The sequence below is a fragment of the Streptomyces sp. NPDC086777 genome (assembly GCF_040702065.1).
Lineage (GTDB): Bacteria > Actinomycetota > Actinomycetes > Streptomycetales > Streptomycetaceae > Streptomyces.
In genome coordinates this window covers 42565-62401 of sequence record NZ_JBFBJI010000024.1, presented here as the reverse complement: position 1 = coordinate 62401, position 19837 = coordinate 42565, and the positions used below count along the sequence as shown (strand labels likewise).

Sequence of the window (19837 nt, the reverse complement as noted above, 5' to 3'; positions counted from 1 at the left end):
ACGACATGACCGCCCAGACCGACACCCCCGGCTCCGTGACCGCCGTCTACAAGGTGACCGGCATGAGCTGCGGACACTGTGAGGGTTCAGTCTCCGCGGAGATCTCCGCACTGCCCGGCGTCAGCTCGGTGACGGCCGTCGCGGCCAGCGGCGAGGTCACGGTCGTCTCCGCCGCCCCGCTCGACGAGGAGGCGGTCCGCGCCGCCGTCGACGAGGCGGGCTTCGAGCTCGCCGGACGCGTCTGAGGGCCCGGCACCCGCACCGGCAGGCACCACGAGCAGCACAAGCACCACAGGCAGCACAAACAGCACGTACGACGGAAACGTATCTCCCCGCCGGGCCGTGCCGACCAGCTGATACTGGCTCCGCGCGGTCCGGTCCTTTGTCTGGAGTCCGGACATGACGACCAGCACCACCACCAGCACCGCCACCGCACAGACACCGATAACCCTGCCGCGCCCGGCCGGCGGCGAGTCCGAGGTCGAGCTGCTCATCGGCGGCATGACCTGCGCCTCCTGCGCCGCCCGGGTCGAGAAGAAGCTCAACCGCATGGACGGCGTCACCGCCACCGTGAACTACGCGACCGAGAAGGCGAAGGTCACATACCCCCAGGGGGTTCAGGTCGCCGACCTGATCGCGACGGTCGTGAAGACGGGTTACACCGCCGAGGAGCCGGCGCCGCCGACGCCGGAACCGGAGCAGGAGGCCGGGGCGGAGCGGGATCCCGAACTCGCCGCCCTGCGCCACCGCCTGCTGGTCTCCGCCCTGCTCGCGGCCCCGGTCGTGCTGCTCGCGATGATCCCCGCGCTGCAGTTCGACAACTGGCAGTGGCTGTCGCTGACGCTCGCGGCCCCGGTCGTGATCTGGGGCGGCGCGCAGTTCCACCGGGCCGCCTGGACCAACGCCCGGCACGGCGCCGCCACCATGGACACCCTGGTCTCGGTCGGCACGCTGGCCGCGTTCGGCTGGTCGCTGTGGGCGCTGTTCGTCGGCGACGCGGGCATGCCGGGCATGCACGACGAGTTCCGGTTCACCGTCTCCCGGATGGACGGCGCGTCCACGATCTACCTGGAGGTGGCCTCCGGGGTCGTCGCGCTGATCCTGCTCGGCCGCTACCTGGAGGCACGCTCCAAGCGGCGTGCGGGGGCGGCCCTGCGGGCGCTCATGGAGCTGGGCGCCAGGGACGTCGCGGTGCTGCGGGACGGGCGCGAGGTGCGGGTCCCGGTGGCGTCGCTCGCGGTCGGCGACCGGTTCGTCGTCCGGCCCGGGGAGAAGGTCGCCACCGACGGCACCGTGGTCGAGGGGGCGTCCGCGGTGGACGCGTCGATGCTGACCGGCGAGTCCGTGCCGGTGGACGTGACCGTCGGCGACGCCGTCACGGGCGCGACCGTGAACGCGGGCGGGCGGCTGCTCGTCGCGGCGACCCGGGTCGGCGCCGACACGCAGCTCGCGCGGATGGCGCGGCTGGTGGAGGAGGCCCAGAACGGCAAGGCCGAGGTGCAGCGGCTCGCCGACCGGATCTCCGCCGTCTTCGTACCGGTCGTCATCCTGATCGCGCTCGGCACCTTCGGGGTCTGGCTGGGCGTCACCGGGGACCTGGCCGCCGCGTTCACGGCCGCCGTCGCCGTCCTGATCATCGCCTGCCCGTGCGCCCTGGGGCTGGCCACGCCGACCGCGCTGATGGTCGGCACCGGTCGGGGCGCGCAGCTCGGCATCCTCATCAAGGGCCCGGAGGTCCTGGAGTCCACGCGCCGGGTCGACACCGTCGTGCTCGACAAGACCGGGACGGTGACCACCGGCCGGATGAGCCTGCAGGAGGTGTACGCCGTCCAGGGCACCGACGAGGACGAGGTGCTGCGGCTCGCGGGCGCTCTCGAACACGCCTCCGAGCATCCGGTGGCCAGGGCGATCGCCGCGGGCGCTGCCGAGCGGGTCGGGGCGCTGCCCCCGGTCGAGGACTTCGCGAACGTCCCGGGACGGGGCGTCCGAGGGCGCGTGGAGGGCCGCGAGGTGGCCGTGGGGCGCCTCTTCGACGTGGTGCCAAAGGAGCTGGCCCTGGCCCGCTCCCGGGCCGAGCAGGAGGGCCGCACCGCCGTCCTGGTCGGCTGGGACGGGGAGGCGCGGGGTGTCGTCGCCGTCGCCGACGCGGTCAGGGAGACCAGCGCCGAGGCGGTCCGCGAACTGCGCGCGCTCGGGCTGACGCCGGTCCTGCTGACCGGGGACAACCGGGCGGTGGCCGAATCGGTCGCGAAGGCGGTCGGGATCACCGAGGTCGTCGCCGAGGTGCTGCCCGAGGACAAGGTGGACGCCGTACGGCGGCTGCAGCGCGAGGGGCGGACGGTCGCCATGGTCGGCGACGGCGTCAACGACGCGGCGGCACTGGCCACCGCCGATCTCGGGCTGGCCATGGGCACCGGGACGGACGCGGCGATCGAGGCCGGCGACCTGACCCTGGTGCGCGGGGACCTGCGGGTTGCGGCGGACGCGATCCGGCTGTCCCGGCGGACCCTCGCCACCGTCAAGGGCAACCTCGTGTGGGCCTTCGGCTACAACGTGGCCGCGCTCCCGCTGGCCGCCGCCGGCCTCCTCAACCCGATGATCGCGGGGGCCGCGATGGCCTTCTCGTCGGTCTTCGTGGTGACCAACAGTCTGCGGCTGCGCACCTTCCGCTGAAAGTTACCGACGGTTCGGCCCAGTGGATGTATGAGTCCCCCTGGAGTCCAACGCGCACCTCACATAAGCTCTTCACAAGGCTCGCGCATCATCCTTACGCTTGAGCTCCGATCACCATATCGGGGCTCTTGCGCATCTATCGGACAGATGCAAGAGACGCAGATCACAGTGATGTGAACGTAACCATCGAAGGGGTTCGAAGGTCTAAGTTGGCGATGTCAGAGATGCGTCTTGGGGGGCGCTGACCTGGCATCTGGGGATGTCTTGGGGGACTTCCTCAGAGATGCGTTGCCGGGGCACGTACGACGGGAAGCTTTGAGCGGCCCTCCCGTGCCGTACGGGTCCCGGCAGATCGCACCGCATCACTGGATGGAGTACGGCGGGTGCTGCCCGTCGTGCTCGAAGCAGCGATTCAGGCGCTGCCGTACCGAGCGCCCGGCCGGATCCCGTGGGGGGAATCCGCACCGGGACACGGGAAGGCGCCCTGGTCGCCGGCCCGTGGGGGGACCGGCGCTCCAGGGCGCCTTCTGCTAGGCCCGTATGGCCGCTAGCGCGTTCAGCGCTCCTCGACCGGCACGAAGTCGCGCTCGACGACGCCCGTGTAGATCTGGCGCGGGCGGCCGATGCGGGAGCCGGGCTCCTTGATCATTTCCTGCCACTGCGCGATCCAGCCGGGCAGCCGGCCGAGGGCGAACAGGACCGTGAACATCTCGGTCGGGAAGCCCATGGCGCGGTAGATCAGGCCGGTGTAGAAGTCGACGTTCGGGTAGAGGTTGCGCGAGACGAAGTAGTCGTCGGAGAGCGCGTGCTCCTCCAGCTTGAGCGCGATGTCCAGCAGCTCGTCGGACTTGCCGAGAGCCGAGAGGACGTCGTGCGCCGCGGCCTTGATGATCTTCGCGCGCGGGTCGAAGGACTTGTACACCCGGTGGCCGAAGCCCATCAGGCGGACGCCGTCCTCCTTGTTCTTCACCTTGCGGATGAAGGAGTCGACGTCGCCGCCGTTGACCTGGATGCCCTCCAGCATCTCCAGGACCGACTGGTTGGCGCCGCCGTGCAGCGGGCCCCAGAGGGCGGAGATGCCCGCGGAGATCGACGCGAACATGTTCGCCTGCGACGAGCCGACCAGCCGGACCGTGGAGGTCGAGCAGTTCTGCTCGTGGTCCGCGTGCAGGATCAGCAGCTTGTCCAGCGCCGAGACCACGACCGGGTCCAGCTCGTAGTCCTGCGCCGGGACCGAGAACGTCATGCGCAGGAAGTTCTCCACGTAGGAGAGGTCGTTGCGCGGGTAGACGAACGGGTGGCCGACCGACTTCTTGTACGCGTACGCGGCGATCGTCGGAAGCTTGGCGAGCAGCCGGATGGTGGAGAGGTCGCGCTGCTGCGCGTCGAACGGGTTGTGGCTGTCCTGGTAGAACGTGGACAGCGCGGAGACCACCGAGGACAGCATGGCCATCGGGTGGGCGTCACGCGGGAAGCCCCGGTAGAAGTTCTTGACGTCCTCGTGCAGCAGCGTGTGCCGCGTGATCTCGTTCTTGAACGTGGTGAGCTCGTCCACGGTCGGCAGCTCACCGTTGATCAGCAGGTAGGCCACCTCCAGGAAGGTGGAGCGCTCCGCCAGCTGCTCGATCGGGTAGCCGCGGTAGCGGAGGATGCCCGCCTCGCCGTCGAGGTAGGTGATGGCGGATTTATAGGCAGCGGTGTTGCCGTAGCCGCTGTCCAGGGTCACGAGACCGGTCTGGGCGCGGAGCTTCCCGATGTCGAAGCCCTTGTCGCCGACGGTGCTGTCGACCACCGGGTAGGTGTACTCGCCGTCGCCGTACCGCAGTACTACAGAGTTGTCGCTCACGTCTTCCCTCACCGACGTAGTGCCTCATCTTCGAGGTGCCCTGACTGTCTCTACCATCCCCCATTTGGCTCAGGAGAGTGCACTCGGGGTCGACCGTTGGGCCTATCGGCGGCACTCAGTGCCGCCAACCTGCTCATCCTGCCCCCTTGTCTCTCTCTGTGGAAGGGCTCTGTGACCTTCACGACTCATTTGATCGATCATTTTTCCGGAGATCGCTCCGGCCGAGCCGGAAGTCCAGCGCCGTACAGCGCCGACCTGCGGACACCGTGCGCACCGCCTGGCCGATCGCCTTGCGCGAACCGACGAGGACGACCAGCTTCCTGGCCCGGGTGACCGCCGTGTAGAGCAGGTTCCGCTGCAGCATCATCCAGGCTCCGGTGGTGACCGGGATCACCACCGCCGGATATTCACTCCCCTGTGAACGGTGAATGGTCACGGCGTAGGCGTGGGCCAGTTCGTCCAGTTCGTCGAACTCGTACGGCACCTCCTCGTCCTCGTCGGTCAGCACGGTGAGGCGCTGGTCGACCGGGTCGAGCGAGGCGATCACGCCCACGGTGCCGTTGAAGACGCCGTTCTCGCCCTTCTCGTAGTTGTTGCGGATCTGGGTGACCTTGTCGCCGACCCGGAACACCCGCCCGCCGAACCGCTTCTCGGGCAGCTCGGGCCGGGCCGGGGTGATGACCTGCTGCAGCAGGCCGTTGAGCACGCCGGCGCCGGCCGGGCCGCGGTGCATGGGCGCGAGCACCTGCACGTCCCGCCTCGGATCGAGCCCGAACCTGGCCGGAATGCGGCGGGCGGCGACGTCCACGGCGAGCTTGCCCGCCTCCTCCGTCTCGTCCTCCACGAAGAGGAAGAAGTCCTTCATGCCGTCGGTGACCGGATGCTGACCCGCGTTGATCCGGTGCGCGTTGGTCACCACGCCGGACTGCTGGGCCTGCCGGAAGACCCGGGTGAGCCGGACGGCGGGGATCGGGCCGCCGTCGGCGAGCAGGTCCCGCAGCACCTCCCCCGCCCCGACGCTGGGCAGTTGGTCCACGTCCCCCACGAAGAGGAGGTGCGCACCGGGCGGCACGGCCTTGACCAGCTTGTTGGCGAGGAGCAGATCGAGCATCGACGCCTCGTCCACCACCACCAGGTCGGCATCGAGCGGCCGGTCCCGGTCGTAGGCCGCGTCCCCGCCGGGCTTCAGTTCGAGGAGCCGGTGCACGGTGGACGCCTCGGCCCCGGTCAGCTCGGCGAGCCGCTTGGCCGCCCGTCCGGTGGGAGCGGCGAGCACCACCTTCGCCTTCTTCGCCCGCGCCAGCTCCACGATCGACCTGACGGTGAACGACTTGCCGCAGCCGGGCCCGCCGGTCAGCACCGCCACCTTCTCGGTCAGCGCCAGCCTGACGGCCGCCTCCTGCTCGGGGGCGAGGTCGACGCCGGTGCGGTTCGTCAGCCAGGCGAGCGCCTTGTCCCAGGCGACGTCGCGGAACGACGGCATCCGGTCCTCGTCGGTGCGCAGCAGGCGCAGCAGCTGGGAGGCGAGGGCGACTTCGGCCCGGTGGAAGGGGACGAGGTAGACGGCGGTGACGGGTTCGGCGTCCGGGGCCGGGCCGGGGAGCTTCTCCCGTACGACGCCCGGGTCCTCCCCGTCCTCGGGCGGCCCCGCCAGCTCGGCGAGGCAGTCGATGACCAGGCCGGTGTCGACCTGGAGGAGTTTCACGGCGTCCGCGATGAGCCGCTCCTCGGGGAGGTAGCAGTGCCCCTGGTCGGCGGACTGGGACAGGGCGTACTGCAGCCCGGCCTTCACCCGCTCCGGACTGTCGTGCGGGATCCCCACCGACTGGGCGATCTTGTCGGCGGTGAGGAACCCGATGCCCCAGACGTCCGCCGCGAGCCGGTACGGCTGGTTCTTCACGACGGAGATCGACGCGTCCCCGTACTTCTTGTAGATCCGCACGGCGATCGACGTCGACACCTCGACGGTCTGGAGGAAGAGCATGACCTCCTTGATCGCCTTCTGTTCCTCCCAGGCGTCGGCGATCTTCTTCGTCCGCTTCGGGCCGAGCCCCGGCACCTCGACGAGCCGCTTCGGCTCCTCCTCGATGATCCGCAGGGTGTCCACCCCGAAGTGCTGGGTGATCCGGTCGGCGAACACCGGCCCGATGCCCTTGACCAGCCCGGATCCCAGATAACGCCGTATCCCCTGCACGGTGGCCGGCAGCACGGTCGTGTAGTTCTCGACGGTGAACTGCTTCCCGTACTGCGGATGCGACCCCCACCGCCCCTCCAGCCGCAACGACTCCCCCACCTGGGCACCGAGCAGCGCGCCGACGACCGTGAGGAGATCACCGGCACCTCTGCCGGTGTCGACGCGGGCGACCGTGTAACCGTTCTCCTCGTTCGCGTACGTGATGCGTTCGAGCACGCCTTCGACGGTGGCGAGCCGTCGTTCGCCTGTGGGGGTTCCCGCCTGGTCAGCCATGATCCGACGGTACTGGCGGGGACTGACAGTCGGGGACGGGGTGTGGATTTCAGGGCGTCGCGCGGGTGCAACCTCCGCGGCGGCGCCACGCGTCATGATGCCGGGAGGCGTGCCTTGGCATGGTTCGGCCCCCGACCCCGACCGGCCTGCTCCGTCCCGGCCCGCCGACGACCTGACTTTCGGACGCGACCGGGCCCTATGATCACTCCGAGCCGGCCTCCGTCGCGGTGCCGCAGACCTATCGAGACAGGCCGAAGACGATGACGAGCGCCGCCCGCACGACTCCCCGGTTCCTCGCCCGCTCCGCGCAGGCCCTCATAGTTGCGGCGGCCGTGGCGGACGTGTTCCGCGCGGTGGCCGTCCGGGACCGCCACCTGCACCCCACGGCCGCGTACCTGAACAGGTCCGGCCTCGTCTCCATGATCTTCGTGAATCTGATGACGCTCGCGACCGTCCTGTTCCTCGTGTGGCTGGCCCGTTCCCGGCGCAACGCCCAGGCGCTGTCCCCAGAGGCCGCGGTCCCGAGCCGGGGCTGGCTGATCGGCGCCTGGTTCATACCAGTGGTCAACCTCATCGCCCCGCGCCGGATCGTGCTCGACATCGGGCGCGCCGGCTCCGCGTCCTGGGAGCAGCGGGAGACAACCCTGGTGAACCTGTGGTGGGGCGCCTGGGTCGCGCACGCGCTGCTGCTCACGGCGGTAAGCCGGGTGGCCCCCGGCTCGCTGCCCTGCCTCGTGGTGACGGAGGCCCTCATGCTCGCGGCGGCCGTGCTGGCGGCGCTGCTCATCGAGCGGGTCACGGCGCTGCAGGGCGCGGCGCCTACCGTCCCGCTGACCCCGCAGACTTGAGCTCCGCAACGAACGCGGCGAAGGCCCCCGTCGGGAAGGTGAGGGTGGCGCGGGCGGGGGCTTTGGAGTCGCGGACGGCTGTGCGGGTGGGGGTGGGGGCTATCTCGACGCAGTCGTTGCCGTCGCCTTCGCCTGAGTACGACGACTTCCGCCAGGTGTCCATGGGGTGCCTCACAGCTCTTTCGCCAGCTTGTGGATGAAGTCCCGCGACCGTTCGGGGGTGAGCGATACAGCCTCAACCCTACGGAAGCGCGTTCGATAGACGCTGAGCTGAGCCTCGGAATCGATAAAGAGGGCATCGGCGCGTGGGACGCGGACCCCGAACCGCCCGAGCCGCCCGTGCCGTTGGAGCGGCTCGGGGAGGTGGAGGACGGACGGGGGCTGGCGCTCGTACGGGCCTGTTCGGATCTGTGGGGGTGGCAGCCGCTGTCGAGGTTCGGCGACCGGGGGAAGTACGTGTGGTGCGAGCTGGCCGCGGCCTGAGCCAGTCCACTTTGTTGCCACTGGCCATGTCCTGGCGGCGCGGGATGCGGTTGTGATGGAGCCGGCTCCGTCACCGAAAGGGCCGTGATGACCATGCCGCCGCGCAACCGCTCGTTCGTCCAGGTCGACGTCTTCTCGACGAGCCCCTATCGCGGCAACCCGGTCGCGGTCGTTCTCGACGGGGTGGATCTGACGGACGAGCAGATGCAGCTCGTGGCGCGGTGGACGAATCTGTCCGAGACCACGTTCGTGGTGGCCCCCACCGTCGCCGAGGCGGACTACCGGCTGCGGATCTTCACGCCGGACGGTGAGCTGCCGTTCGCCGGTCACCCCACCCTTGGCTCCGCGTGCGCCTGGCTGGACGGTGGCGGTGTGCCGCGGCTCGCGGACCGGATCGTGCAGGAGTGCGGCGCCGGTCTCGTCACCGTGCGCCGCGGGGAGGGTGTGCTGTCCTTCGCCGCGCCGCCGCTGGTGCGGGACGGCGCGCTCGACGACGAGTACCTGGAGCGGATAGTCGGGGCGTTCGGCATCGGACGGGATCGGGTCCTCGCCCACCAGTGGGTGGACAACGGGCCGGGGTGGGCCGTGGTCCGGCTGGCCACCGCCGACGAGGTGCTGGCCCTCGAACCCGACCTCTCCCGCATCCCGGACGCGATGGTCGGCGCGATCGGGGCCCACCCGGACGGGTCCCCGTACGACTTCGAGATGCGGACCTTCGCTCCGCGCTGCGGAGTGCCCGAGGACCCCGCCTGCGGCAGCATGAACGCCGCCGTCGGACAGTGGCTCACCTCGACCGGCGCGGCTCCCGCCGCCTACCGGGTCTCGCAGGGCGCGCGAGTGGGACGGGCCGCGGCCATCGAGGTCACCGCCGACGCGGACGGCACGGTGTGGGTGAGTGGTGCCACGACCGTCTGCATCCGCGGCACGATCACCGTGTGAGCATGAAATTGCGCGAGTTCGTCCACTAGCACAATTCAGCACCCCTATCGCGGCGCAATGTGCTGCCAATGTTGCCGAGATTCGATCCCTTTCGTGTTTCCGTCGGTCACGCTTGACCGCGTCACACCGACCGACCGCGGAAGGGCACGCAGCCATGCCGGGCAGCAGCACAGTCACCGTCCACGCCGATCGCGACGTCCTTCCGCGGCGCGCCGTGGCACCGCCCATCTACCAGACGGCGGCCTTCTCGGCCCCGGACGGCGAGACCTTCGCGCGGGCCGCCGTCGACCCGCGCGGCCAGGACTTCTACACCCGCTTCGGCAACCCGAACCATGCCCAGGTCGCGGCCGTCGTCGCGGAGTTGGAGGGGACCGAGGCGGCCATGGTGACGGCGTCGGGTATGGCCGCGCTCACCACCGCCGTACTGGCCCTGGTCTCCGCCGGCGACCATGTCGTCGGGCAGCGGTCCACGTATGGCGGTACGGCGTCGCTGCTGCTGAACCTGCTGCCCCGGTTCGGCGTGACGACCACGCTGGTCGACCAGACCGATCCGGCCGCGTTCGCGAATGCGCTGACCCCACGGACCCGCCTGATCCTGGTCGAGACCCCGAGCAATCCGCTGCTCCAGATCACCGACCTGCGCGCCGTCACGGACCTGGCCCGCGCCCAGGACGTGCTGACCATGGCCGACAACACTTTCGCCACCCCGCTGAACCAGCGCCCGGCGGACTTCGGCGTCGACCTGGTCTGGCACAGCGCGACCAAGTACCTCAACGGCCATACCGACGTCTCCGCCGGCGTGCTGGCCGGTCCGGCCGGACTCCTCGACAAGGTCTGGGACACCGGTCTGCTCACCGGCGCCGTACTCGGGCCGTTCGACGCGTGGCTGCTGCTGCGCGGTATGCGCACCCTGCCGCTGCGGATGCCCCGGCACAACGCCAACGGCCAGGCGCTCGCGGAGGCTCTGGACGCCCACCCCGCCGTGAGCCGGGTGCACTATCCCGGCCTGGCCTCCCACCCGCAGCACAAGCTGGCGGTCGGTCAGATGAGCGGGTTCGGCGGGGTGCTGAGCGTCGAGTTCACCGGCGGTTTCGAGGCGGCCGACGCGTTCCTCGGCCGGCTGCGCCACGCCCGCCGGTCGGCCAGTCTCGGCGGCGTGGAGTCGCTGGCCGTGCACCCGGCGTCCATGTGGCGGGGCATGCTCGACGAGGAGCAGATCGCCGCCGCGGTCCCGCCGGGTCTGGTCCGGCTCGCCGCGGGCACGGAGGACACGGCGGACCTGGTCGCCGACGTGGTCGCGGCGGCCGACTCGGTGGCCACGGGCAGCCGCATCTGAGTCAGAGCGTCTTCATGGTGGGCTCCGTACCCGCCTGCTGGAATCCCGTGACCGGGTCGCGGCGGCCGCCGGCGTCCCGCTGGACGGCACCTGGCACCCACAGCCGAAGACGGCGTGACCGCACCCCCCCTCCAGCTCATTCCGTATCGACACCGCCCAGGGCGAAGCCGGCCCGGGTGAACTCCCGTCGGCTGTGCACGAGCAGCTCGCGCACCGCGGGGTTGTGCGCACTCCTCCAGACCAGGGCCAGCAACGCCGGTGTCGCGACGTCGTCGACGGTGCGGGCGACGAGCCGGTCCCGTCGGCCCGCGGCCATGGACTCGCTGAGGACGGCCACGCCGAGCCCGCGGACGGCGAGGTCGGCGATGGCGTCCGGGGCGCTGGCCTGCAGGGCGATCGTGGGCCGGAGATTCCGGGTGGCGCAGGCCTGGTCGAACACCGCGCGCAGGCCGGTCCCGGTCGGCATGCAGACGATCGGATGGCTCATCAGGTCCCGCAGGGTGACGCGCTCCCGGCCGGCCAGGGGGTGCCCGGCCGGGACGGCGGCGACGATCCGTTCGCTGATGACGGTCAGCGCGTCCAGCCCGTCGGGGGTGGCGCTCGCGGTCCCGACGAGCGCCAGGTCCACGGTCCCGCCGCGGACACCGTCGACGAGCCGGTCGGAACCGTCCTCCAGCAGCAGGAGCTCTACGCCGGGATGCGCCTCGTGGAACGCGGCGAGGGCGTCGAACAGCGGGGTGAGGGTGCAGCCGATGACCATCCCGACGGTGAGCCGGCCCCGGATCAGGTCGGTCACCTCTCCCACCGCCTGGCCGACCGCCCCGGCCGCGGTGAGTGCGGCGCGGGCGTAGTCGAGCGCGGCCCGCCCCGCGACGGTGAGGGTGACCGTGCGGGCCGACCGGTCGAACAGCTCGGCACCGAGCTCCCGTTCGAGCTGGCGGATCTGGGCGCTGACTCCGGACTGGCTGATGCGCACCCGCTCGGCCGCCCGCGTGAAGTTCCGCTCCTCGGCGACCGCGACGAAGTACTCCAACTGCCTCAGCTCCATGACCGCACCTCCATGACCGGCACCTCCATGACCGGCACCTCCATGACCGGCACCTCCATGACTGAGGATTCTAGTTCGTAGAAGATCCATCTGTTGGACTTCTGGCAGGCGCCCGACCACCCTGGAAGGCGACGAGGTCCGAACCGAGGAGGCGTCCCATGACGGAGTACGAGAAGGCCATGCGGCCGGAGGACATCACCCGCCTGTTCGTCGAGCGGTCCAACGCCGGTGACGCGGCCGGGGTGGCCGCGCTCTACGAGGAGGACGCGGTGCTGGCCTTCCCGCCCGGCGAACGGACGGTGGGGCGGGAGGCGATCCGCGCGCTGTGGGAGAAGGTGCTGGCCGACCGCCCCCGCTTCGAGCCGGAACAGCCGCTGCCGACGCTGCTCAGCGGCGACATCGCCCTCACCTCGACCCCGCCGAAGGACGGGACCGGAGCGCGGGCCCAGGTCGTCAGGCGCCAGCCCGACGGCAGCTGGCTGCGTCTGCTCGACCAGCCCGAGTTCGTGGCGCCGCCGCGGAGCCGGGGGGCGTGACGCGGGCGGGGAGCGCCTCCCGGTGAGCGGACCGTAAAACCCCGGCCGTTCCGGTGGCGGGAACCGGCCAGGACGGTGAAGGTGGGCGGCGGGGAAATTTTTCGCGCGCAGGGAGAGCTGGAGATGCCCGAAGTCACTACTCCGTACCCGACCGGGACCCCTTGCTGGGTCGATCTGATGGCGCAGGACCAGCAGGCCGCGCTGGACTTCTACCGTGACCTGTTCGGCTGGCAGGGCGAGGTCGGCGGGGCCGACTTCGGCGGTTACGCGGTCTGCACGCTGCACGGCAAGCCGGTGGCCGGCATCGGCTCGACCATGGCTCCCGAGGGGCAGCCGGAGCCGCCCACCGTCTGGACCACCTACCTGGCCAGCACCGACGCACAGGCCACCCAGGACACGATCGTCTCGGCGGGCGGCACGCTGATCGCCCCGGTGATGGATGTCGGCGACATCGGCCGGATGCTGATCGCCGCCGATCCGCAGGGCGCGGTGTTCGGGGTGTGGCAGCCGGGCGACTTCCACGGCGCGGGCGTGGTCAACGAGCCGGGCGCACTGATCTGGAACGAGCTGAACACCAGCGACGTACTCGCCGCCACCGGCTTCTACGGGGAGTCCTTCGGGATCGAGATCCAGCCGATGGAGGGCGCCGACGGGACCTACTGGTCGCTGAACGTCGGCGGCCGGGGCGTCGGCGGCGCCGCCCAGCTCGGCGACGACCGTCCCGGTGTCCCGCCGCACTGGCTCACCTACTTCGCGGTCGACGACGTCGACTCCACGGTGGACGCCCTGGTCAAGCGCAACGGCACCGTGTTCGCCCCGCCGTTCGAGATGATGGCCGGCCGGATGGCCGTGGTCGCCGACCCGCAGGGCGCGACCTTCGCGGTGTTCAAGCCGAAGGAGATGTGAGCCGCCGACGGCGGAGCAGCCCCCGGCCGCAGGCACCAGTCCCCGGCCCCCTTCCGCTTCCCCAGCCGCCCGGGATACCCCTGGGACGACCGGGCGGTACGGGAACGGAAGGGGACGGGGTCATGGGGACCGGACAGGCCGGGCACGGCTGGCGGGTGGACGGGCGCTGCACGAACTGCGACGTGGCACGGCAGCTGGCCCCGGGGCTCGTCGGGGAGGTGGCCGGACGCTCGGCCGTACTGCGCCAGCCGGGTGACGCGGCGGAGACGGCGCGGTTGCACGCGGCGGCGCACGCCTGCCCCACCCGGTCCGTCCGGCCACCGGGCGGGCGGCTGGACCCGGCCCGGGATCCCTTCCCGATGCCCCTGGAGGACTCCGGTCCCGACACCGGCGCCGTGCTGCTGTGCGGCCACAACTCGCCGCACACCGCGGGCGCCAACTCCTACCTCCTGCGCCGCCCCGACGGCACGTCGATGATGATCGACACCCCGCGCTGGAGCCCGGCGCTCGCCGCCCGTTACGCGGCGCGGGGGCCCGTCACCGACGTACTCCTCACCCACCGCGACCACGCGGCGCACGGCCGCAGCTACGCCGACGGCTTCGGCGCCCGGCTCTGGATCCACGAGGGCGACCTCGCCGCCGCGCCGGACGCCGACCGGGTGCTGCGCGGCACCGAACCGGCCGAGGTCGCCGACGGCGTCCTCGCGCTCCCCCTCCCCGGGCACACCCGGGGCAGCGTGCTCTACCTGGCCGACGAGCGGTACTGCTTCAGCGGCGACAGCTTCTACTGGTCGCGTACGACGGCGGACATCGAGGTGGCGGACAGCGTCACCTGGTACTCCATCCGCGAACTGGCCGCCTCCCTGGCCCGGACCGCCGACCGGCTGCGCTTCGAGTGGCTGCTGCCGGGACACGGCGACCGCCGCCGCCTCCCCCAGGACGAAATGGCCGCACGCATCCGGCACCTGACGGCCCGTACCCGCGAACTCAGGCCCCGCCCGGTGGACTTCGGCGCGGTCCGCTGGTGAGTTCCGCCGCCCGGCCTCGTCTCCGGGTTCGGCCCCGCCCGCCGCCGCGCGGTGGTAGGACGGGGCTGCAGACCGGTCTGCCGGGAAGGGGAACTGGGCATGGCGGCACAGAACATCGACGACGTGGTGGACGGGCTCGCCGGGATCGTGCGGGAGGCCGAGCAGGGCGGTGACCGGATCGGGTACTTCGCGGCCCTGTACCGGCAGGTGACCGTCGAGATCCGCGCCGCCGTCCACGCCGGGCTGTTCGAGGACGGCCCCCGCATGGACCGTTTCGACACGCTCTTCGGCAACCGCTACTTCGCCGCGTACGACGCCTGGCGCCGCGACCGGAGCGGGCCGCGCTGCTGGCGCGAGACCTTCGGGCTGCTCGACGACGCCGACACCGTCATCGTCCAGCACCTGGTCCTGGGCGTGAACGCGCACATCAATCTCGACCTGGCGGTGGCCGCCGCGGAGACCGTCCCGGGCGGGGACATCCAGGACCTGCGGCACGACTTCCTGCTGATCAACGACATTCTCGCGCGCGTGGTGCTGGCGGTGCAGGACTCCGTGGACGCGCTGTCGCCCCTGCTGTCGCTGCTGGACAAGGTCGGCGGCCGCACCGACGAGCAGATCCTCGACTTCAGCATCCGCGAGTCCCGCGCGGAGGCCTGGTACAACGCGGTCCTGCTGGCCGGCCAGAACGCGGCGGAGCGCGCCGCCACCGTCGAACGCCTCGACACCCGGGCCACCGTGCTCGCCCGGCTGATCGCGCGTCCCGGCGGCATCGTCCGGCCGGCCCTGGAGCTGATCCGGCACACGGAGAACGCCGACGTGCCGGCCGTCATAGGACACCTGGACGGCGCCGTGGCGGCGACCGCCTAGCGGCCCCGCCGACGCCGGACGAGGTCGCGCACGTAGACCGCCAAAAACCCCAGGTACAGCACCGACACCGTGACCGCCCAGGCCGGGGAGAGCTTCCCGCCGGCGATCAGGGAGCCTTCCATGAGGGCGACGCACAGCAGGAGCGCGCCCTCACGTCGTTCGGTTCGCGTCATGACCGGAATTCCACAGGCCAGGCGGCACGTGGGTCAGCCCCCTCCGGTTCACCCGTCGGTCACGATTGGATTTCGGCCACCTCCGGGGCCTTGCCTCACACCCGTGTAATCGATTCCAATCCTCTCTACGCAGTGCATGAAATCGATTCCATGAGTTCCACGAGGAGGTGGAGCGGCGATGGCGAGTATCAAGGACGTGGCCGCCGCGGCGGGCGTTTCCGCCGCCACGGTGTCCCGTGTCCTGAACGACCATCCGTCGGTCAGCGCCGACGCCCGAACCCGTGTGCTGGCCGCCGTCGAGTCGCTGGGCTACCGCCCGAACGCCGTCGCCCGTTCCCTGCGCACCGACCAGACGCGCACTCTCGGCCTGGTCATCAGTGACGTACTCAACCCGTACTTCACGGAGCTGGCCCGCTCGGTCGAGGAAGAGGCGCGCGCGCACGGCTACAGCGTGATCATCGGCAACGCCGACGAACGCCCCGAGCTGCAGGACCATCACGTACGGACACTGCTCGACCGCCGTATCGACGGGCTGCTCGTCTCCCCCACCGACGGCGGCTCGCCGCTGATGCTGGAGGCGGCGCGCGGCGGGACGCCGATGGTGTTCGTCGACCGGTGGATCCCGGGCGTCGACGTGCCCGTGGTCCGGGCGGACGGACAGACCGCCGTACGGGACCTCGTCGCGCACCTGTACGGGCTGGGGCACCGGCGGCTCGCGATCATCGCGGGCCCCGCGGCCACCACCACCGGCAGCGAGCGGGTGCGGGCCTTCGGGGAGGCACTCGCCGAGTACGGCGTCCCCCTCCCCGAGGCCTACATAGGCCAGGGCGACTTCCAGGCCGAGAGCGGGCGGCGGGTCACCGAGGGGTTCCTCGACCTGCCCGAACCGCCCGAGGTGGTCTTCGCCGCCGACAACCTGATGGCGCTCGGCGCGCTCGACGCCGTACGCGCGCGTGGCCTGCGGGTGCCGGACGACATCGCGCTCGCCGCGTTCGACGACATCCGGTGGTTCGTGCACACCGATCCGCCGGTCACGGCGATCGCCCAGCCGACCGGTGAGCTGGGGCGGGCCGCCGTCCGCGCACTGATCGACCGTATCGAGGGGCGGCCTCCGCAGTCCGTCACCCTCCCCGCCCGGCTCGTCGTGCGCCGCTCCTGCGGCGCGCGTCCCGGAATGAACCAGACCCCTGTGCAAAGGAGCACGTCGTGAGCAACCCGGACGAGTTGCTGCGCATCGAGGGCATACGCAAATCCTTCCCCGGCGTGGTCGCGCTCGACGGCGTCGACTTCGATCTGCGCCGGGGCGAGGTGCACGTACTCCTCGGTGAGAACGGAGCGGGCAAGAGCACCCTCATCAAGATGCTCTCCGGCGCCTACACGCCCGACGAGGGGCGGATCCTGGCCGGCGGCGAGGAGGTGCGCATCCATGGTGCGCAGGACTCCGAGCGCCTCGGGATCGCCACCATCTACCAGGAGTTCAACCTGGTGCCCGATCTCACGGTCGCCGAGAACATCTTCCTGGGCCGGCAGCCGCGCCGCCTCGGGATGATCGACCGGAAGCGGATGGAGGCCGACGCCGAGGCCCTGCTCCAGCGGGTCGGCGTGCACGTCTCACCGCGTGCCCGGGTGCGGGAACTCGGTATCGCCCGTCTCCAGATGGTCGAGATCGCCAAGGCGCTCAGCCTGGACGCGCGCGTGCTCATCATGGACGAGCCGACCGCCGTGCTCACCTCGGAGGAGGTGGAGAAGCTCTTCGCGATCGTGCGGCAGCTGCGCGAGGACGGGGTGGGGATCGTCTTCATCACCCATCACCTGGAGGAGATCGCCGAGATCGGGGACCGGGTGACCGTGATCCGGGACGGCAGGAGCGTGGGCCAGGTGCCCGCCACCACTCCGGAGGACGAACTGGTCCGGCTCATGGTCGGGCGGTCCATCGAGCAGCAGTACCCGCGCGAGCGGGCCGAGACCGGTGCCGTGCTGCTGTCCGTGGACGGGCTGACCCGGGACGGTGTCTTCCACGACGTCAGCTTCCAGGTGCACGCCGGTGAGGTCGTTGGCATCGCGGGTCTGGTCGGTGCCGGCCGTACCGAGGTCGTGCGGGCCGTGTTCGGTGCCGATCCGTACGACAAGGGGGCCGTGCAGGTCTCCGGTACGGCGCTGAAGCGGCACGACGTCAACGCGGCCATGGCCGCCGGGATCGGGCTCGTCCCCGAGGACCGCAAGGGGCAGGGACTGGTCCTGGACGCCTCCGTCGAGGAGAACCTCGGGCTGGTGACCCTGCGCCGGGCGACCCGGGCCGGGATCGTCGACCTCCGGGGGCAGCATGTCGCCGCCGAGCGGATCGCCGGGCAGCTGGGCGTACGGATGGCCGGGCTCGGCCAGCACGTGCGCACGCTCTCCGGCGGCAACCAGCAGAAGGTCGTCATCGGCAAGTGGCTGCTGGCCGACACGAAGGTGCTGATCCTCGACGAGCCGACGCGCGGTATCGACGTCGGCGCCAAGGTCGAGATCTACCAGCTGATCAACGAGCTGACGGCCGCCGGGGCCGCCGTCCTGATGATCTCCAGCGACCTGCCCGAGGTCCTCGGGATGAGCGACCGGGTGCTGGTGATGGCGCAGGGCCGGATCGCGGGCGAGCTCTCCGCCGACCGGGCCACCCAGGACTCCGTGATGGCCCTCGCCGTCTCCACCCCCACCACCACAACCGACAAGGAGGCCGGACGTGGCCACTGACACCCTCAAGAGCAAGAACGCGGGCGCCGGTGGCGTCTCCGGCGTACGCCGGCTGCTCCTCGACAACGGCGCGCTCACCGCGCTGATCGTCCTCGTCATCGCCATGTCGGCGCTGTCGGGTGACTTCCTGACCACCGACAACCTGCTGAACGTCGGCGTCCAGGCGGCCGTGGTCGCCATCCTCGCCTTCGGCTCGACCTTCGTGATCGTCGCGGCGGGCATCGACCTGTCGGTCGGCTCGGTCGCCGCCCTGTCGGCCACCGTGCTGGCCTGGAGCGCCACCTCGCACGGGGTCCCGGTCTTCCTGGCCGTCCTGCTGGCCGTCGCCACCGGCATAGTGGCCGGTCTGGTCAACGGCTTCCTCATCGCGTACGGCAAGCTGCCGCCGTTCATCGCGACGCTCGCCCTGCTCTCGGTGGGGCGCGGCCTCGCGCTGGTCATCTCCGACGGCTCCCCGATCGCCTTCCCCGCCTCGGTCTCGCACCTCGGTGACACGCTCGGCGGCTGGCTGCCGGTACCGGTTCTCGTGATGGTCGTCATGGGGCTGATCGCCGCGTTCGTGCTCGGCCGGACGTACATCGGGCGTTCGATGTACGCGATCGGCGGCAACGAGGAGGCCGCCCGGCTGTCCGGGCTGCGGGTCAACAAGCAGAAGCTCGCGATCTACGCGCTGTCCGGACTGTTCGCGGCCGTCGCCGGCATCGTGCTGGCCTCCCGGCTCTCCTCCGCGCAGCCGCAGGCCGCCAACGGCTACGAACTGGACGCCATCGCGGCGGTGGTGATCGGCGGCGCGTCGCTGGCCGGCGGTACCGGCAAGGCCTCCGGCACGCTGATCGGCGCGCTGATCCTCGCGGTGCTGCGCAACGGCCTCAACCTGCTGAACGTCTCCGCGTTCTGGCAGCAGGTCGTCATCGGTGTCGTCATCGCGCTCGCCGTGCTCCTGGACACCGTGCGCCGCAAGGCCGGCGCGACCCCGGTGGCCGCCGGTACCGGTGGCAACAAGGGCAAGCAGGCGGGGACGTACGCGCTCGCCGCCGCCGTCACCGTCGGGCTCGTCGCCGCGACCTCCCTGCTGCACACCGGTTCCTCCTCGGGCAACCCGAAGGTCGGCCTGTCCTTGTCCACCCTGAACAACCCGTTCTTCGTGCAGATCCGCTCCGGCGCGCAGGCCGAGGCGAAGAAGCTGGGCGTGGACCTGACCGTCACGGACGCCCAGAACGACGCTTCGCAGCAGGCCAACCAGCTCCAGAACTTCACCAGTTCGGGACTGGGCGCGGTCATCGTCAACCCGGTGGACTCGGACGCGGCGAGCAACTCCGTGAAGGCCGCCAACAAGGCGGACATCCCGGTCATCGCCGTCGACCGGGGCGTCAACAACGCCAAGACCGACGCGCTGGTCGCCTCCGACAACGTCACCGGCGGTGAGCTGGCCGCCAAGACGATCGGCGACAAGCTCGGCGGCCACGGCAAGATCGTGATCCTGCAGGGCCAGGCCGGCACCTCCGCCGCCCGCGAACGCGCGCAGGGCTTCGCCAACGGCCTGAAGGCCTTCCCCGGCATCCAGGTGGTGGCCCAGCAGCCGGCCGACTTCGACCGGACCAAGGGGCTCGACGTGATGTCGAACCTGCTCCAGGCCCACCCGGACGTCCAGGGCGTCATCGCCGCCAACGACGAGATGGCCCTCGGCGCGATCAAGGCGCTCGGCTCCAAGGCCGGCAAGTCGGTCTCGGTGGTCGGCTTCGACGGCACCCCCGACGGCCTGACCGCGGTCAAGAACGGCACGCTGTACGCGTCGGTCGCCCAGCAGCCCTCGCAGCTCGGGAAGATCGCCGTGGACAACGCCCTGAAGGCGATCCAGGACAAGAAGGTCGAGTCGACGATCAAGGTGCCGGTGAAGGTGGTCACGAAGGAGAACGTGGCCGGGTTCACGGGCTGAGGTACCAAGGAGGCGGCC

17 protein-coding genes and 2 pseudogenes are annotated in these 19837 nt (G+C 71.1%); 13 read left to right on the top strand and 6 right to left on the bottom strand.

Annotated features, from left to right (window positions below):
* The first annotated feature begins 5 nt into the window (after nucleotides 1-5).
* Both AB0472_RS29895 and AB0472_RS29890 read left to right on the top strand, forming a co-directional pair.
* Nucleotides 6-245 carry a heavy-metal-associated domain-containing protein gene (locus tag AB0472_RS29895; RefSeq protein WP_366360861.1) on the top strand — a complete coding sequence of 80 codons (240 nt, stop codon included), beginning with the start codon at nucleotides 6-8 and terminating at the stop codon, nucleotides 243-245.
* A 154-nt stretch (nucleotides 246-399) separates the two neighbouring features.
* Nucleotides 400-2673, top strand: a complete 2274-nt coding sequence (locus AB0472_RS29890; protein ID WP_366360859.1) for a heavy metal translocating P-type ATPase — start codon at nucleotides 400-402, stop codon at nucleotides 2671-2673.
* Nucleotides 2674-3229: 556 nt separating this feature from the next.
* Here the strand turns inward: AB0472_RS29890 and AB0472_RS29885 are convergent.
* Together AB0472_RS29885 and AB0472_RS29880 are read right to left on the bottom strand one after the other, a co-directional pair.
* Nucleotides 3230-4519 (bottom strand): citrate synthase, encoded by a 1290-nt coding sequence (locus AB0472_RS29885; RefSeq protein ID WP_366360857.1) that lies wholly within the window; start codon nucleotides 4517-4519, stop codon nucleotides 3230-3232.
* Nucleotides 4520-4697: 178 nt separating this feature from the next.
* Nucleotides 4698-6986 carry an ATP-dependent RecD-like DNA helicase gene (locus AB0472_RS29880; RefSeq protein ID WP_366360855.1) on the bottom strand — a complete coding sequence of 763 codons (2289 nt, stop codon included), beginning with the start codon at nucleotides 6984-6986 and terminating at the stop codon, nucleotides 4698-4700.
* 260 nt (nucleotides 6987-7246) lie between these two features.
* On the opposite strand from AB0472_RS29880, the gene AB0472_RS29875 reads away from it, so the two are divergent.
* Nucleotides 7247-7834: a DUF4328 domain-containing protein gene (locus AB0472_RS29875; RefSeq protein WP_366360853.1), complete on the top strand. Its 588-nt coding sequence runs from the start codon at nucleotides 7247-7249 to the stop codon at nucleotides 7832-7834.
* Here the strand turns inward: AB0472_RS29875 and AB0472_RS29870 are convergent.
* Both AB0472_RS29870 and AB0472_RS29865 read right to left on the bottom strand, forming a co-directional pair.
* Nucleotides 7806-7997 carry a DUF397 domain-containing protein gene (locus AB0472_RS29870; protein WP_366360851.1) on the bottom strand — a complete coding sequence of 64 codons (192 nt, stop codon included), beginning with the start codon at nucleotides 7995-7997 and terminating at the stop codon, nucleotides 7806-7808. The two genes, AB0472_RS29875 and AB0472_RS29870, sit on opposite strands and share 29 nt — an antisense overlap.
* A gap of 8 nt (nucleotides 7998-8005) precedes the next feature.
* Nucleotides 8006-8131: pseudogene (locus tag AB0472_RS29865) on the bottom strand (transcriptional regulator); the annotation flags it as partial.
* On the opposite strand from AB0472_RS29865, the pseudogene AB0472_RS29860 reads away from it, so the two are divergent.
* The 3 genes and pseudogenes from AB0472_RS29860 to AB0472_RS29850 form a co-directional block, all read left to right on the top strand.
* A pseudogene (locus AB0472_RS29860) lies at nucleotides 8108-8317 on the top strand (hypothetical protein); the annotation flags it as partial. The pseudogenes AB0472_RS29865 and AB0472_RS29860 sit on opposite strands and share 24 nt — an antisense overlap.
* 87 nt (nucleotides 8318-8404) lie before the next feature.
* The gene (locus tag AB0472_RS29855; protein ID WP_366360849.1) at nucleotides 8405-9256 is read left to right on the top strand and encodes a PhzF family phenazine biosynthesis protein; all 852 of its coding nucleotides are present in this window, start codon (nucleotides 8405-8407) and stop codon (nucleotides 9254-9256) included.
* Between the two features lie 154 nt (nucleotides 9257-9410).
* Nucleotides 9411-10592, top strand: a complete 1182-nt coding sequence (locus AB0472_RS29850) for an aminotransferase class I/II-fold pyridoxal phosphate-dependent enzyme (RefSeq protein WP_366360847.1) — start codon at nucleotides 9411-9413, stop codon at nucleotides 10590-10592.
* A 136-nt stretch (nucleotides 10593-10728) separates the two neighbouring features.
* Here AB0472_RS29850 and AB0472_RS29845 read toward each other — a convergent pair whose 3' ends face one another.
* Nucleotides 10729-11640, bottom strand: a complete 912-nt coding sequence (locus AB0472_RS29845) for a LysR substrate-binding domain-containing protein (protein WP_366360845.1) — start codon at nucleotides 11638-11640, stop codon at nucleotides 10729-10731.
* 158 nt (nucleotides 11641-11798) lie between these two features.
* On the opposite strand from AB0472_RS29845, the gene AB0472_RS29840 reads away from it, so the two are divergent.
* From AB0472_RS29840 to AB0472_RS29825, 4 genes are all read left to right on the top strand, one after another.
* Nucleotides 11799-12176, top strand: coding sequence for a nuclear transport factor 2 family protein (locus AB0472_RS29840; protein WP_366360843.1), 378 nt, complete (start codon nucleotides 11799-11801; stop codon nucleotides 12174-12176).
* A gap of 123 nt (nucleotides 12177-12299) precedes the next feature.
* Entirely contained in the window at nucleotides 12300-13082 is a 783-nt protein-coding gene (locus tag AB0472_RS29835; RefSeq protein ID WP_366360841.1) for a VOC family protein, read from the top strand.
* Nucleotides 13083-13204: 122 nt separating this feature from the next.
* Nucleotides 13205-14110, top strand: a complete 906-nt coding sequence (locus AB0472_RS29830; RefSeq protein WP_366360839.1) for an MBL fold metallo-hydrolase — start codon at nucleotides 13205-13207, stop codon at nucleotides 14108-14110.
* A 99-nt stretch (nucleotides 14111-14209) separates the two neighbouring features.
* Nucleotides 14210-14977, top strand: coding sequence for a DUF5995 family protein (locus tag AB0472_RS29825; RefSeq protein WP_366360837.1), 768 nt, complete (start codon nucleotides 14210-14212; stop codon nucleotides 14975-14977).
* On the opposite strand, the gene AB0472_RS29820 is transcribed toward AB0472_RS29825, so the two are convergent.
* Nucleotides 14974-15150, bottom strand: a complete 177-nt coding sequence (locus tag AB0472_RS29820; RefSeq protein WP_366360835.1) for a hypothetical protein — start codon at nucleotides 15148-15150, stop codon at nucleotides 14974-14976. The two genes, AB0472_RS29825 and AB0472_RS29820, sit on opposite strands and share 4 nt — an antisense overlap.
* A gap of 178 nt (nucleotides 15151-15328) precedes the next feature.
* Between AB0472_RS29820 and AB0472_RS29815 the strand changes: the two genes are divergently transcribed.
* Genes AB0472_RS29815 through AB0472_RS29805 form a run of 3 tightly spaced genes read left to right on the top strand, consistent with a single transcriptional unit; the run spans nucleotide 15329 to nucleotide 19819 of the window.
* Complete coding sequence (locus AB0472_RS29815; protein WP_366360833.1) at nucleotides 15329-16360, top strand: LacI family DNA-binding transcriptional regulator; 1032 nt, start codon at nucleotides 15329-15331, stop codon at nucleotides 16358-16360.
* On the top strand, nucleotides 16357-17883 hold the full coding sequence (locus AB0472_RS29810) for a sugar ABC transporter ATP-binding protein (RefSeq protein WP_366360831.1): 1527 nt from the start codon (nucleotides 16357-16359) through the stop codon (nucleotides 17881-17883). The genes AB0472_RS29815 and AB0472_RS29810 overlap by 4 nt, the downstream gene beginning before the upstream one ends.
* Nucleotides 17873-19819: a substrate-binding domain-containing protein gene (locus tag AB0472_RS29805; protein ID WP_366360829.1), complete on the top strand. Its 1947-nt coding sequence runs from the start codon at nucleotides 17873-17875 to the stop codon at nucleotides 19817-19819. Before AB0472_RS29810 ends, AB0472_RS29805 begins: the two co-directional genes overlap by 11 nt.
* Nucleotides 19820-19837 lie beyond the last annotated feature (18 nt).

Coding starts and splice junctions, on each gene's coding strand:
- AB0472_RS29895 (WP_366360861.1), top strand. CDS start 6: ATGACCGCCCAGACCGACACCCCCGGCTCCGTGACCGCCGTCTACAAG.
- AB0472_RS29890 (WP_366360859.1), top strand. CDS start 400: ATGACGACCAGCACCACCACCAGCACCGCCACCGCACAGACACCGATA.
- AB0472_RS29880 (WP_366360855.1), bottom strand. CDS start 6,986: ATGGCTGACCAGGCGGGAACCCCCACAGGCGAACGACGGCTCGCCACC.
- AB0472_RS29875 (WP_366360853.1), top strand. CDS start 7,247: ATGACGAGCGCCGCCCGCACGACTCCCCGGTTCCTCGCCCGCTCCGCG.
- AB0472_RS29870 (WP_366360851.1), bottom strand. CDS start 7,997: ATGGACACCTGGCGGAAGTCGTCGTACTCAGGCGAAGGCGACGGCAAC.
- AB0472_RS29855 (WP_366360849.1), top strand. CDS start 8,405: ATGACCATGCCGCCGCGCAACCGCTCGTTCGTCCAGGTCGACGTCTTC.
- AB0472_RS29850 (WP_366360847.1), top strand. CDS start 9,411: ATGCCGGGCAGCAGCACAGTCACCGTCCACGCCGATCGCGACGTCCTT.
- AB0472_RS29845 (WP_366360845.1), bottom strand. CDS start 11,640: ATGGAGCTGAGGCAGTTGGAGTACTTCGTCGCGGTCGCCGAGGAGCGG.
- AB0472_RS29840 (WP_366360843.1), top strand. CDS start 11,799: ATGACGGAGTACGAGAAGGCCATGCGGCCGGAGGACATCACCCGCCTG.
- AB0472_RS29835 (WP_366360841.1), top strand. CDS start 12,300: ATGCCCGAAGTCACTACTCCGTACCCGACCGGGACCCCTTGCTGGGTC.
- AB0472_RS29830 (WP_366360839.1), top strand. CDS start 13,205: ATGGGGACCGGACAGGCCGGGCACGGCTGGCGGGTGGACGGGCGCTGC.
- AB0472_RS29825 (WP_366360837.1), top strand. CDS start 14,210: ATGGCGGCACAGAACATCGACGACGTGGTGGACGGGCTCGCCGGGATC.
- AB0472_RS29820 (WP_366360835.1), bottom strand. CDS start 15,150: ATGACGCGAACCGAACGACGTGAGGGCGCGCTCCTGCTGTGCGTCGCC.
- AB0472_RS29815 (WP_366360833.1), top strand. CDS start 15,329: ATGGCGAGTATCAAGGACGTGGCCGCCGCGGCGGGCGTTTCCGCCGCC.